The organism is Planctomyces sp. SH-PL14, assembly GCF_001610835.1.
Taxonomy (GTDB): Bacteria; Planctomycetota; Planctomycetia; order Planctomycetales; family Planctomycetaceae; genus Planctomyces_A.
Genome location: NZ_CP011270.1, coordinates 994,090 through 1,008,376, shown reverse-complemented (window position 1 = coordinate 1,008,376; position 14,287 = coordinate 994,090). Strand labels below are relative to the sequence as shown.

The following is a 14,287-nucleotide window of genomic DNA, read 5'->3' as shown; positions in this document are numbered from 1 at the left end:
GCCGACGAGGACGCGGTTCCAGCTCAGGCCTCAGCGACACGCCTTAAGGAACGCCACTAGGTCCGCCAGTTCCTGCTGGGAGAGCTGCTGATCGAGCCCCGCCGGCATGATGGAGACCGTCCCCGGCCGGATCTCTTCGATCTGCGAGCGGGAGACGCGAACCTCCTGATCGGGCTTCACCGTCAGCACGATCTCCTCCGGCGTCTCGCTCTTCACGAGGCCTGAGTGCGTGAGGCCGTCGACGGTCACGATCAGCATCGGCTCATAACTGCGGACGAAGCTCGCGCTCGGGAACAGGATCGCTTCCAGAAGATCGCGTTCGGTCCGGACCTGCCCGATCCGCGTCAGATCGGGCCCGATCTTCCCGCCGCGATAGCCGATGGCGTGACACCCGGTGCAGGCGAGCTTCTGATTGGTGAACACGAGCTGGCCGCGGCGGACATCGCCGCCCGCCTGAGTGAGCGACGCGAGCGTCGTCTCCAGCCGAGCCTTCTGCACGGCGTAGTCGGCGTTGAGTTTCTCCGTCAGGCGGTCAATCTCGGCCACGACAGTCGGACCGCATTTGGCAAATGTCGCCCGCAGGGCATCCCCGCGGAGTGACCGGAACGACTCCGCGGCTTCGGCCCCCTTCAGGACCGCCAGGGCCAGCGCGTCGTCGGTCGTTCCCCCGTAGAGGCCCACGAGCCGGTCGAGTTCCAGAGGCGTCGCTTCCTGGAACAGCGGGATCGCCTTCTGCTTCTGCTCAGGATTCAGAGCCGCCGCGCCCAGGAGCCGAACGGCCCACGACCGGGCGGAGGCGTCGTCACCTGCAGCGGAGGAGACGGTAAGTTCGAAGAGATCAGCGGCGACCGGGCCACTGCCGCCAGGAATCGAGGCCAGCGCTTCGAGCCGGAGGGGCGGGGTGGCCGCGGAGTTTGCAGCCACGGTACGGAGGGCTCCGGCGACACGGCCGATCTGATCCTTGGGGATCGTCAGGCTCCGGACCGCCTCCAGGGAGGGACCGATTCGGTCCGGGCCGCGACCGAGGGCGGTCACGACGGCGTCGATCCACGGAGTCGGCGCCGGCTTCAGGCCGGCGGCAACCATGATTCGCAGGACGAGATCGTGCGTCTTGGACTCGACCGTCGTATCGATCAGCAGGTCGGCCAGCAGCTTCTGGATCGAGGTCGACGGGCAGAGTGCAGCCATGTCCCGGACGAGGTTCGCCGCGTCGGCGTCGGAGAGGTCACGGTGGCGAAGCTGGGCAGAATACCGGGCGACAAGCTGCGGCCCCCACTCGGCGTGACGGGCCACAACCCAGCGGGCCGCATCACGAAGAGACGTGTCACCAGCCGACAACAGAGTGACGACCACGTCGACTGGAAGCTGTTCCGGCGCCCGTTGCTCGATCGCCATCAGGAGAGACTGTTGGACAGTCGGGGCCGCAGTCGGAAGGGCTGCGAGCATCTGCGGGAGATCGCCGCACTCCATCAACGCCAGCGTGTGAGCATGAACCGTTCCCCAGTCCTCCGCCACGACAGACGCCAGCGATGTCAGCAGCGGCTCGGTCGAATTGCCATCGCCGCATTGGGCGAGCGTCTCAGCCGCCGCGCGGCGAACGGCAGGCGAGGGGCTCTTGAGAAGCCCCGCGATGTCCGCCCGGGCTTCCGTGTCTTTCCAGGCCCCGGCCACGTGCAGCGCGATCCGCTGGACCGATGGGTCCGCATGGTGGAGGTGGCCGCGGACGAACGCCCGCGCCGAAGGCTGTTCGATCCACGAAGCGGCCCAGACCGCTTCGCCGGCTGCGGCGGACGACTGCGACGCGAGAGAAGCGAGCGCGGCGGTTCCGGCGTCGCCAGTGGTGCGGAATGCCTGCCGCGCTCGGAGGCGAACCGCTGATCGCGAGTCGGTCAGCCGTTTCGCCAGTTCGACAGGCGACGGGGCGTTCCAGTCGAGTTGCAGACCGCGCGGGTCTGCCGGGACAGCGAGTCCCTTCGGACGGACGCGATAGATCGCGCCAAGGACGTCCGGCTTGCTGAGCTGCGACGTGGGGCAGCAGAGCTTGTACCAGCCCCCGGTGTCGACGATCAGCAGGCTGCCGTCGGCGTCTTCGAGGACATCGGTCGGATGGAAGTCGATGTTGTCCGAGACGACGAAGTCGGACGTCTCGCTGCGGAACGATCCACCCGCTTCGACGACCTTATGACGCGTCACCTTCTTGAGGTTGAAGCAGGCGGCGAAGAGATTGTTGCGGTAGGGCTCATCCCAAGCTGCGGACTCCAGCCGGTGGAGTCCGCACGGGGCGGCGGGGCCGAGATGGTCGAAGACCGGCAGGACGTCGGGGTACGTCCGCGGGTGGCCGTCGAGGACCCCGTGGACCTTGCCGAACAGGCCGCCATAGACGGCGTGGATCAGCCCATCGCGGAACCCGCCGGCGGGCATCTGGAAGAACGTCGTTGTCAGAAACCGCTCGCCGGTCGGGAGGAAAGCGACATCGACCGGGTTGTCCATCCCGCCGGTCATGACCGATTCGATCTTCGAACCATCGGGACGGCAGCGGAGGATGTGCGAGGCCTTGGTCACCAGCGGCGGTTTGCCCGGCCGGTCGTAGGTCTGCTCGGCGAATGCCCCTTTGCACCAGTAAATCCAGCCGTCGGGCCCCAGATACGGGCCGTGAAGGTCGTTGGCGCAGCCGGTGAGCGTCTTCCCCTGGAACCACTCGGTCCGCTCTTCCGCCACGCCGTCGCCATCACGGTCGGTGAACTTCCAGATGCTCGGCGGCGCGGAGACATAGAGCGAGCCGTCGAACCACATCGTCCCTTCGGGAAACATCACCCGGTCGGCAAAGAGCGTCTTCCGGTCGTACCGGCCGTCACCGTCGGAATCGCTCAGCCGGATGATGCGGTGCGTCGGGTCTTTCAACTGCTGCTGGACCGGCTCGTTCGAACCCGACGAATCGGCGACGTAGAGGTGTCCCTGTTCGTCGAAGTCCGCCGTGATCGGCCGCTCGACGAGGTCGGTCGTCGTGACCTGTTCGATCGAAAACCCGTCCGGGATCGAGAACCGGTGGCCGTTGAGCACGACCTCTTCGGCTGAGGTCGTCCGGACAAGCAGAAGAACAGTGGCGAGAAGCATTCCCGCCACGCGAAGAGACCACGACATCGTCATGCGATTCCCACTCGGTTCGACGATCGCCGACGAGCACGCGGCGACGAAACCTGGAATGAACGTCGCATGAGAGTGTGTGGATGCGACGGTGGTCCGTCAACGCCGCCGTTTCGGCTTCGAGCCTCGCGTGCGGGTGCTCCGCGCAAAGAAAAACGGCGGCCGCTGTCTGCGGCCGCCGTGTATGGCTCATCTCGGAGGAGCAAGATGGCTACTTGGCTTCGAAGTCCTTCATCGCGGTGATCAGGGCGTCGACCCCTTCGGCGGGGAAGGCGTTGTAGATGCTCGCCCGCATCCCGCCGACGCTGCGATGCCCCTTGAGGCCGTCCAGCCCGCGCTCCTTGGCGAAGGCGATGAATTTGTCATCGCTCTCCTGGTTCCCCGTGACGAACGTGACGTTCATCAGCGAGCGGGAACCCCCGGCGGCGGTCGCCTTGAAGAGCTTGCTGCCGTCGAGGTAGCTGTAGAGCTTGCCGGCCTTCTCTTCGTTCCGCTTCTGCATCGCCGCCAAGCCGCCCGTGCTCTGGATCCACTTGAAGACCAGGCCCATCACGTAGATCGGGAAGCACGGCGGCGTGTTGTAGCAGGAGTCGTTCTCGGCATGCGTCCGGTACTGGAGCATCGCCGGGATGTCGACGGCGCCCGCCTTCACGAGGTCGTCGCGGATGATGACCAGGGTCACGCCCGCCGGGCCGAGGTTCTTCTGGGCTCCAGCGTAAATCAGGCCGTACTTCGAGACGTCGATCGGCCGGCAGAACATGTCGCTGCTGGTATCGCAGATCAGCGGGGCGTCGGCCGGAGAGGTCGGCTCGGCCGTGAACTGCGTGCCGAAGATCGTGTTGTTCGACGTGAAGTGGACGTACTTCGGCTTGTCGCTGTACGTCGCCTTCTCGGGGATGTAGTTGAAGTTCTTGTCTTTGCTGGTGCAGGCGATGTGGACGTTGCCGTACCGCTTGGCGTCGGAGACTGCCTTCTCGGACCAGGCGCCGGTGACGAGGTAGTCCGCCGTGTCGGTCTTCCCGAGGAAGTTCATCGGGATCATGAAGAACTGGCTCGACGCGCCGCCGGAAAGGAACAGGACCTTGTAGTTGTCCGGAATCCCGCCCAGGGTCCGGCAGGCGGCTTCGGTCTCTTCCAGGACCTTGATGAACGCCTTGCCGCGATGCGAATGCTCCATGACGCCGATGCCGGTCTTGCCGAGCGACAGGAGGTTTTCGCGGGCCTCCTCGAGGACGGGGACGGGGAGAACGGCGGGACCGGCGGAAAAGTTGAAGATGCGCTGCGTCATGGAAGCTCGGTGGGACGGTGGCTGACAACGGGGGCAGGACAGCGCCCCCGGTCGGCCGGTTCGATGGTATATCGGCGTGCGCGAAAGGGCGTCAATCGTCGGGGAGTTGTGCGGCGGCGAACAGATCAACAGAATCGGATCGATCCGTCCCCGTCGCCTCGGAACGGCCGTCCGCCCGCGCGGTGTTCCGGAAATTTCCGACTTTCTCTCATGCTCCGCACTCTCGCTGCGCTGGTTGTCGTTCTTCTCGTCCACGGCCGTGTGCGCGGCGAGGAGGGGCTGCCGGTTCGCACGCTCCCTCGGGACGAGCTTCTGCTGTTTTCCACCCCGTCGGGGAAGCCGGAGCCGGCCAGGACGGCGGAGGACTGGGAGAAGCGGCGGAAGGCGATCCTGACGGCGTTTCAGCAGGTGGCCGGGCCGTTTCCCGGGCTGGAGCGGCGCGTTCCTCTCGACGTGAAGACGCTGTCAGAGGAGGACTGCGGGAGCTATGTGCGGCGGATGATCGAGTACACGTCTGAGCCAAATGGTCGTGTTCCGGCGTTTCTGCTGATTCCGAAGAAGCTGCTCGGCGACGCGGGAACGAAGGCGCCGGCGGTTCTGTGCCTGCATCCGACCGACAATGTGGTCGGCTACAAGGTGGTCGTGGGACTGGGAGGGAAAGCGAACCGGCAGTATGCCAGCGAACTGGCGGAGCGGGGGTACGTCACGCTGGCTCCCAGTTATCCGCTGCTGGCGAACTACCAGCCGGATCTCAAGGGGCTGGGGTGGGAGAGCGGGACGATGAAGGCGATCTGGGATGCTTCGCGGGGGCTGGATCTGCTGGATTCGCTGCCGTTTGTCCGGACCGGGCAGTACGGGGTGATCGGGCATTCGCTGGGGGGGCACAATTCGGTGTTCGCGGCGCTGTTTGACGAGCGGCTGAAGGTGATTGTTTCTTCCTGCGGTCTTGATCAGTTCGTGGACTATTACGGTGGGGTGGAGCGGGTGTGGATGCCGGAGAAGGGGTGGGCGCAGACGCGGTATATGCCGCGGCTGGCGGGGTATCGGGGGAAGGTCGATACGATTCCGTTCGATTTTTCGGAGCTGGTGGCGGCGCTCGCGCCGCGGCATGTTTTCATTTCGGCTCCGCTGCATGATTCGAACTTTCGGCATGACAGTGTGGACCGGGTTGTGGTGGCGGCGCGGCCGGTGTTTGAGTTGTTGAGGGCGGGGGATCGTCTGGAGGTGGCGCATCCGGATTGCGATCACGACTTTCCGAATGAGATCCGTGAGCGGGCGTACGCGTTGTTCGATCGTGTACTGGCGCAGTAGCGCTCACCTTCACCGGGTCCAGGGGCACCCTGGTGGGGAGTGCAGAGGGGCAACGCCCCTTTGCCCGCCGGAGGCCTGGCCGTCGAGAGATGTCTGAAGGAGAGTGTGTCCAAACGCGGACGACGTGCGGTATGCCCCCTCACCTAACCCGCAGGGATTGCGAAGCGAGCTGTGTGATATGAGGGAGTCCACATAGCTGGTACCACAAAGCGGACGTCCGTTGTGTCCCACGGTTCCTCATAGGAGTGCCTCCGGCGGCAAGGGGGCGAGGCCCCCTTGACCCCAGCGGCCGTGGCACAATGGGTTTGAGCGGGCATCACTGTGCCGGCCGGCGCGCTGTTCGAGTTGGCGACGTATCGCCGTCTACCAGTGCTCGACCGGCCCGTTCGGAACACGGATCAACGCCGTCGCCACCGTCATCTCACGCTGGCCATGCCGCTCCGCCACCTCCGCCGCAATCCCGTCAAACTCCTCCCGACTCGTGAACCGCCGCAACCGATCCTCCAGATCCTCCGGAATCCCCAGCCGCGCCCCATACCACGCCGCAAACTTCCGGAACATCAAGCAGCTGTAATCCCCATGCTGCTCCCACATCAGCTCCAGATGCCGCCTTAGAAACCGGACCTGGTCCTCCGGCGTCGGCGTAAACTCCGCATCAGCACCCTCATGCCACGCGCCCAGCCTGCGGAACATCCACGGATCCAGCAGCGCCCCCCGGCCAATCGCCACCGCATCGCAACCGGTGTATTCCCGCATCCGGATCGCGTCCGCCACGGTCACGACATCCCCGTTGCCGATCACCGGAATCGCGTCCACGGCCGCCACAACGTCGCGAATCCCGTCCAGGTCGACCGTCCCGCGAAAGCCCTGCGACCGGGTCCGACCATGAATCGTGATCGCCGCCACGCCCGCCGCCTCGAACTCCCGCGCCAGAGCCGGGGCGGTAATCGTGTTCCGGTCCCACCCCAGCCGCATCTTGACCGTCACCGGGATCTTCACGGCCGCGACCGTATCGGCGACGAGGCGGCAGGCCCCATCCGGATCGCACATGAGCCGCGCCCCGCCCCCCGAGCCCGTCACCTTGGCCATCGGGCAGCCCATGTTGATGTCGACGCCCCGGTAGCCCCGGTCTTCCAGCCACTTCGCCGCGGTAACGACATGCTCCCGCACGCCGCTATAGATCTGGACCGACAGCGGCGTGTCCGCGGGATGCGTCTCGATCAGCTCAAGCGACTTCCGCTTCCCGGAGACGAGCATCGTCGCATGCACAAGATCGGTCGTCGCGAGACCGAGCCCGCCGAGCTCGCGCAGCACGCGGCGAAACGCCAGATGCGTGTAGCCGGCGAGCGGCGCGAGGAAGTAGCGGGTCGGGATCGTCCGCGCCCCGATCGCGATCGGGCCATTCTCCAGCAGTGCGGGAACGGCCGAGTCAGCGGTCGGGGCGGTGAGACCGGCAGTCAGGCTCAATCAGGCCCCCGCCCCCGGGGCGAGCTTGCCGACGGCGTCGTGCGGCGGGCCACCCATCACGTGGTAGCCGCAGTCGACGTGGAGCGTCTCACCCGTGATCGCGCTGGCCATGTCGCTGAGCAGGAACATCCCCGACTTGCCGACTTCATCGGGAACGACGTTCCGCCGCATCGGCGAGAACGCTTCGTAGAGCTTGAGCATCTGGTCGAACTCGCCGACTCCCTGGGAGCTGACGGTCTTCACCGGACCGGCGCTGAGGGCGTTGACGCGGATCCCCTGCGGTCCGAGCTCGCTGGCGCAGTATTCGGTGGCGCTCTCGAGAGCCGACTTGCAGAGTCCCATCAGGTTGTAGCCGGGGATGACCTTTTCGCCGCCCAGGTACGTCAGGCAGAGGATGCTGCCGCCGCTGGGCATCAGGTCCTTCGACCGGCCGCAGAGGGCGATCATGCTGTACGCGCTGATTTCCATCGCCAGCTTGAAGCCGTCGCGGCTGCAGGCGTAGACGGGGCCGACGAGGTCGGCCGGCGGGGCGAAGGCGATGCTGTGGAGAACGAAGTCGATCGTCCCGAACTCTTCCTTGGCCTTGGCGAAGACGGCGTCGAGGTCGGCGTCCTTCGTGACGTCGCACGGCATGAGGAACTTCGTCTTCATGCTGTCGACGAGTTTCTTAACCTTGTTGGCATTCTTGGGGCGGGCGGGGTCCTTGTCGGGCAGGTGGGTGAAGGCCATTTCGGCCCCCTGCTCGTGGAGCTGCTGGGTGATGCGGTAGGCGATCGAGTACTCGTTGGCGATGCCGAAAATGAGCCCGCGTTTGCCGTCAAAGAATCCCATGTCATTGTCCTTCGTAACCGACAGACCCGCCATCGGGGGCGATGGATGTGTCTGCCCCGATGTCATTGCGTTTCAAGGCGATAGAACAATACTGAACGGAGCGTGCCGCGGGCAATATCCAAGATCGGGCGTCCTGGGCCGACGGGTGCGTTTGCGCAGTCCCACCGGGTCCAGGGGCCCCCTGGTGGGGAGTGCAGAGGGGCACCGCCCCTTTGCCCGCCGGAGGCCTGACCGTCGAGAGATGTCTGAAGGAGCACGTGTCCAAACGCGGACACCGTGTCGTATGCCCCCTCACCAACCCGCTGGGATTGCAAAGCCAGCGGTGTGGTGTGAAGGAGTGCTCATAGCTGGTCCCACAAAGGGGACATCCGTTGCTTGCCACGGTTCCTCACCGGAATGCCTCCGGCGGCAAGGGGTTGCCCCCTTGACCCCGGCTGCCGTAGCACGTTGGGTTTGAGCTATGGAAGTCGTGCCGGCAAGCACGCGGTTCGACCACCATTCAGCCCCCCCCCCGTGCCGACGGGTGCCGATTCCGCGAGCCAGTGCGTGGGAGCCGCCCTGTCATTTGGCCGACGAAGGGGCCAACAACTGTTCGACCTTCGATCGCTGCTCACCAGACAGCCCTGACAGAATCGCCGGTCGATCGGCCGCGGGAATCTCTTCAGCCTTGAGCGTCCCTTTCTCCAGCGCCTCCACGAGCGCGGCCTTTCGCGAATCGGACCGCAGCAGAGCACCAATCGCCAGTGAGCGGTTTTTCGGCGTCAGCCCGGGAAACGCTTCGATCAGGAGCGCGGGAACGGCGGGAGAATCGCAATCCGCGAGCCCGCTGACAGCCCCCATCTGCAGCTCCGCGTTCATCCCCTTGCCGAGGTATTTCGCCAGGAGCGGACGAGCCAGCTCCCAATCTCCACACGCGACCATCCGGAGCGCATCATACCGAGTCCCGTTCCGGACCGCCGTCTCCTCCGCCATGCGAAACGACAGGGCGATCGCCTGGTTCCAGCGGGTCCGCAACTCTTCGCGGTCTTTGACCCAGCCGGAAATCTCCTCGGTCGGCCATCGCCCTTCCAGACTGAGGCCATTGATGATTCCCCCGCCAAGAACGACTGCCTGCCAGTCACGGAGCGGCTCGCCCATCTTGGGGAGCGAGGCGTCGAGCAGCCGCGTCAGGACCTGCGGGTCCTTCTGCCGCGCGGCGCCGATCGAGACTCGCCAGATCCATGGGATACGGCGGTACTCCTCGGTGCTGTCGCTCCCGAGCCCGCGGGCCATGGCGGCGACGACTTCGTCCGCATGCGGCAGGCTCGCCTCAACAAAGCGGTCCCGGTCGGCCTTGGGGGTCTGGTCGCTCAGGATCGCTTCAGCGAGCTGAACCGGCGACTGGGGGATCGCGTTCGGCGTCGCCTCCGCCATAGAGGGAGGATTCATTCCGGGCGGGACGAGATAGACGGCCCGCAGGTCCATCAGGGCTCCGCGGATGGCGTCGCCGGCGGGGCGGACAGTGACGGTCTGAGCCCCGGCGGCCAGCGAGACCGTTCCCGCCTTGACCGGCCGGTAGCGGTCCCAGCCGCCGGTCGACGGCATCGCCCCTTCGACGCGTGTCGTTCCCGCAAGAACGGCAAACCGGTTCCCTTCCGCCCCCGGATCGCACGCGGCGTCGAGCCAGACATCGAGGTCCGCGGGCTGGGGGAACTGGACCTGCCAGGCGACGGAGTCGTTCGCTCCGTGCCAGTAGCCGATGTTCTGGAACGGGGCCTCGAAGACGATCTGTTCTCCGTAAATCTCCCCCTTCGTGGCCGGCAGCGACACGGTCCCGTTCGGGGCCGGCTGCACCACGCCGGGATCGTTGCCGGGGAAGGTCTTGCGAACCGGCTTCGACCGCGCGAGGTAGGCCAGGAGGTCGGCCACCTTCTGCGGGTCGAGCTCCTTCTCGAAGCCTTCCGGCATGAGCGATTTTCCGCTGCTGGCGAGCTCGTCGAGATCGGCCCGCAACAACGTGACCCGCTTGTCCTCCTGCGCCTGGAGTGTGATGCTCGATGCCGACTCCGCGACGAGGAGGCCAGTGTGCGTCTGCCCTTCGGTCGTGACCGCCAGGTAGGTGACGTAGCGGCTGTCGACGTTCCGGTTCGGGTCGAGGATTTCCTGGAGGAAGAACGCGGGGGTCTTGGCCGAAAGAGCGGCGAGGTCGGGACCGATGGCGTGCCCCTGGCTGTCGAGGCGGTGGCAGACCGAGCAGGTCTTCGCGAAGACTGCCTGACCGCGCGCGGCATCACCGGACAGCGCGAGGGCCGGCTGATAGGTGTTGAGGACCTTCTGGCGGTCGGCGTTCACCGCGCCCGCCAGGACCTTTTCCGCGCGCGTCGCGATCTCCGCGTTGCCGCCGGTGAGAAGGAGCTGCCGGCGGGGAAGATCGAGCGCGGCCGCGGCGATCCGTCCCTGTTCGATCTCGGCGAGCAGGTGGCTCTGCCACGCGGCGCGGCCGATGAGGAGATCAAGGATCTGGTTCCGGAGCGCCGGAGAGAGCGTGGACCAGCGCTCGGTGAGCCGCTGCGGGACGAGTCGAGAGTCGATCCGGGCCAGCGCCGCGACGGCAGCCGCCTGCACCTTCGGCGCATGCTGCGGCTGCAGCAGTTCGGCGAGGATCTTCAGGTCGGTCTCCTGGCGATCTCGGATGCGTCCCAGCACCCCAATGGCAGCGACACGCTCCGCTTCCGGACGTTGCAGATCCTTGACCGTGCCAAGGGCGCGGTCGATGACCGAGGTGATGCTCGCCTGGGCCGATTCCGGGAGCTTCGACAGGGCGAGATGGCGGCGGTCGAGCGACTCCAGCGCCACCGCCGCCAGAGGACGCTGCCAGGCCTGTTCCTTCTCGATGTTTCCGGGGAACACTTCGCCCACGATCGCGGCGACCTGATCTTCGGGGAGGGCTGCGATGCCGGTGGTCACGAGCGCCCGCAGGAGCGATTCGGTTGGCGTCACGGCGGGATCGCGGAGAGCCGCCTTCAGGACCGCGACGACGTTCCCGGCGCTCAGGCTGCTGGCAATCGCTCCCTGGAGATGCGCCGTGGCACCGCTGCGGGCCGCGAGCTTCGCCAGGGCTTCGGCCGCCGCGGGAGACGGGCTCTGTCCGAGCGCGACCGCGAGTTCGAGCTGGACCTGCGGATCGGGATCGTTCACGCGTTCGGCCAGCGTTTCGACCATCGCGGGCTCAGTGCCGGAGTGCAGTCCGGCAATCCGGACTGCCTGTCGGCGAACGCCGGCGTGCTCGTCGGAACAGGCTCGGACGAGATCAGCGGTCACCAGCGAGCCCAGGCAATCCAATGTGCAGAGCGCCTGCATCCGCGTTTCGGGACGTTTGGCCTCGCGGAGCAGAGTCGCCAGCGCCGCCGCCGCCGCCGCCGGGTCCGGCTTCCACAGGAGAAGCTGCATCGCCATGTCCCGCTGCCAGCCGCTCGGAGAGTCGAGAGCCGCGACGAGTCCGGCGGCGTCGAGCCGGTCGAGACGCGGCCAGCTTCGGGCCGGCTGGTCCGCCGGGCGAACGCGGAAGAGGCGGCCGAGGTCGTACCCCGCGCGGACGTCGAGCTTGGCGAGGTCCGCCTCCGGGATCCACCGCGGATGCTCGATGACGAACCGGGCCATATCGACGACCCACAGCCCGCCGTCCGGTCCCGTGCGGGCCTGCACCGGGCGGAACCAGTTGTTCGTGGAGGCCAGGAACTCCCGTCCCTGCTCCGTGGCCGGACGCTCACCGGCGAAGCTGGCGCCGCGCGGGCTCAGGTGCAGGTGATGGACGACGAGGCTGACCGGTTCGCACGTAAAGACGTCTCCCCGGAAGGCATCGCCAAGGAGATCGTCGCGATACACACCGATGCCGCACGCCGCCGTCGCCCGGCCCCCCTGGCCGGAGAGCTTGAAGAGCTGCACCTTGTCGGTCGCCGAGTGGACCCGGTTCGCTTCGGCATCAGCCGGGAGGGAGACGAAGGCGGCAGGAGGAGCGACGTGCGGGTTGCGGCGGAGATCGTGGTCGGCGAGCGGGTAGTGCCTCGCGAAATTGCTGTTGTCGCAGCCAAACCAGTTCCCCCAGTCGTCGCGGGGACGCCCCTGCTGCGTCCGGCCGGTGGCGGGCTCGAGCTCGCCCGTGTCGGGCTTCATCCGGAAATCGCGATTCCCGAGCCGGACCGGCGGCTTGCCGAACGAGTTCGTGATCTCGCCGCCGAACAGGCCGCACGAGCCGTAGACCCAGCCGTCGAGTCCGTACTCCAGGCTATTGACGCGGGCCTGGAAGTTCTCCGTCCCGAACCCGCTGAACAGCTTGCGGACTTCATCCGCTTTGCCATCACCGTTGGTGTCTTCGGCGTACAGGATGTCCGGAGCAGCGCAAACGAGGACCCCCTTCCGCCAGACCGTCACTCCGGTCGGGAACGGGATCCCTTCGAGGAAGACCGAGGAGCTGTCGAAGTGGCCGTCTCCGTCGCGGTCTTCCAGCATCCGGACCCGTCCGCCGGGCTGGTAGTTTCCGTCGAGTCCCTGCGGATAGTCGTACATCTCGCAGACCCACAGCCGGCCGTCCGGGCCGAAGTCGATTGCGACGGGCGACGTGACGAACGGCTCCGCGGCGACGAGGTCGACCGTCAGACCGGGCAGCGTCTTGAGAGCAAAGAGGGCTGCCTCGGGAGCGGGAGCCCGGCTTCCCTGGGTCTTGGCTGGGTCGACCGGGGGAGCGAAGGCGGCGTCGAGATGGTTGCGGACGGTCCCGATGATCTTGTCTTCGAGACCGGGGGCGAATTTGTTCGGCTGATCGTAGTAGATCATCGCCCCGCCCCCTTCGTAGCCTCCCTGCTGGAGAACCCGCTCGCTGGGGATGTAGCAGGGGGCGGCGTTGGCGTAGGCGTTCGTCCACAGCCGCCGGCCGTCGAGCTCCGCCTTGAGCCGCAGCGCGTACTCCGCCACGACTTCGCCCGGCAGGAAGACCATCGCCAGGTCGTCGCCGAAGGCCCAGGTCGTGATCGGGTAACTGATCTTTGTCCGGAGCGTCTCGCCGCGGTCGAGCTTGGCGACCTGGACGCGGGCGAAGTAGCCGGTCGGGTCCATCCGCATCCCGGTCTGGACGAACTCCTCACGAGTCGGAACCGGAGCAAGATCAAGGTCGATGCGGGTCGTCTTAACCTCCGGGACGCCGGCGATCGGCCGCAGTGGGCCGGCGAGGAGCCGGTCGACGGCCGTCGCGATCTCGACTCCCTGCTGCGAGGCGACGTCGGCGTTGCTGCCGGTTACTCCGGACGAGGGGTTGGAGTCGGCCCCGCAGCCGACGGAGATGAGGGCAAGCGCCCCCGGATGAAGCCGCTCGATGTGCTCCATCGCGTAGCCCGCCCAGTCGCCGCTGATCAGGGGGTCGGAGAGCGTGACACAGTGGCAGGCGTAGTTGACGTAGATCCCCCGCAGTTTCCCGGCAGGATCATGGACAGCCAGCATCGGAACGTCGTGGTCGACCGGTCCGGCGCCGCCCCGCGCGCGGCGGTTGATGGCAAACGACGCCTTCCCGATGCCCCACGACAGCCGCGCCGGCTGGCGGTCCTTGAGCGCCGCGAGGGCGACCCCTTCGAGATGATTCTTGAACTCCGTGGTGTAGCGGTCGATCCGGGCCTGGGCGTCGTCGGGAATCGGCTCGCCGAAGATGTTCGGGGCGACGCCATTGAGCATCGGAGCCGAATGGGTGTGCGTCGCCGTGATCGAGACGCGGGCGGGATCGATCCCGGCCTTCTGTTTGAGCCGCCCCGCGACCTCCTGGACGATCTCGTCCGAGACGCCGAGGGAGTCGGTCGTAATCAGGACCACCGGACGCTCTTCGTCCGTCCCGAGAGCGAGTGCCTTGGCCCAGATCCGCTGCCGGACGCCGGTCGACTCGGACTTCCTAACGAGGAACCCGTTCAGCCGGACCGGGTAAGAAGGAGTGATATCGGCCGCCGCGATCCCCGCGACCGTCGTCGGCTCATCCGCCGCGGCGAGGCCCACGAGCGACATCCATCCGGCGACGATCAGACTCGCCAGGACCGCGCACCGCGGCCAGCGACCGGTCACGGCCGGTCCATCGATCAAACTCATCTTCCGACTCCCATTGTCCAGGCAACGGCTTCGGAGCGCGAGCCTGTTGTAGCGGACGGGCTCCGGCGCCGACACGACGCCGCGGCAACGATCCGCCAACGTCGCGAGTTTCCGCGACGCCGGGAATTCGTTGCTTCGAACGCT

Annotated in this window: 6 protein-coding genes; 1 reads left to right on the top strand and 5 read right to left on the bottom strand. The window is 66.8% G+C overall.

Translation table 11 applies throughout. The features are described from left to right. Window positions 1–30: 30 nt before the first annotated feature. Both VT03_RS04075 and serC read right to left on the bottom strand, forming a co-directional pair. Complete coding sequence (locus VT03_RS04075) at window positions 31–3,141, bottom strand: PVC-type heme-binding CxxCH protein (protein WP_075096916.1); 3,111 nt, start codon at window positions 3,139–3,141, stop codon at window positions 31–33. A gap of 214 nt (window positions 3,142–3,355) precedes the next feature. Continuing rightward, window positions 3,356–4,432: a 3-phosphoserine/phosphohydroxythreonine transaminase gene (serC, locus tag VT03_RS04070; protein WP_075091808.1), complete on the bottom strand. Its 1,077-nt coding sequence runs from the start codon at window positions 4,430–4,432 to the stop codon at window positions 3,356–3,358. A gap of 210 nt (window positions 4,433–4,642) precedes the next feature. On the opposite strand from serC, the gene VT03_RS04065 reads away from it, so the two are divergent. After that, window positions 4,643–5,743 carry an alpha/beta hydrolase gene (locus tag VT03_RS04065; RefSeq protein ID WP_197489188.1) on the top strand — a complete coding sequence of 367 codons (1,101 nt, stop codon included), beginning with the start codon at window positions 4,643–4,645 and terminating at the stop codon, window positions 5,741–5,743. Window positions 5,744–6,106: 363 nt separating this feature from the next. Here VT03_RS04065 and VT03_RS04060 read toward each other — a convergent pair whose 3' ends face one another. The 3 genes from VT03_RS04060 to VT03_RS04050 all read right to left on the bottom strand — a co-directional run bounded on the left by VT03_RS04060 (window position 6,107) and on the right by VT03_RS04050 (window position 14,143). Next, complete coding sequence (locus VT03_RS04060; protein WP_231870594.1) at window positions 6,107–7,210, bottom strand: tRNA dihydrouridine synthase; 1,104 nt, start codon at window positions 7,208–7,210, stop codon at window positions 6,107–6,109. After that, entirely contained in the window at window positions 7,211–8,041 is an 831-nt protein-coding gene (locus VT03_RS04055; protein WP_075096913.1) for an enoyl-ACP reductase, read from the bottom strand. 561 nt (window positions 8,042–8,602) lie between these two features. Then, on the bottom strand, window positions 8,603–14,143 hold the full coding sequence (locus VT03_RS04050; protein WP_156514275.1) for a neutral/alkaline non-lysosomal ceramidase N-terminal domain-containing protein: 5,541 nt from the start codon (window positions 14,141–14,143) through the stop codon (window positions 8,603–8,605). Window positions 14,144–14,287: the final 144 nt, after the last annotated feature.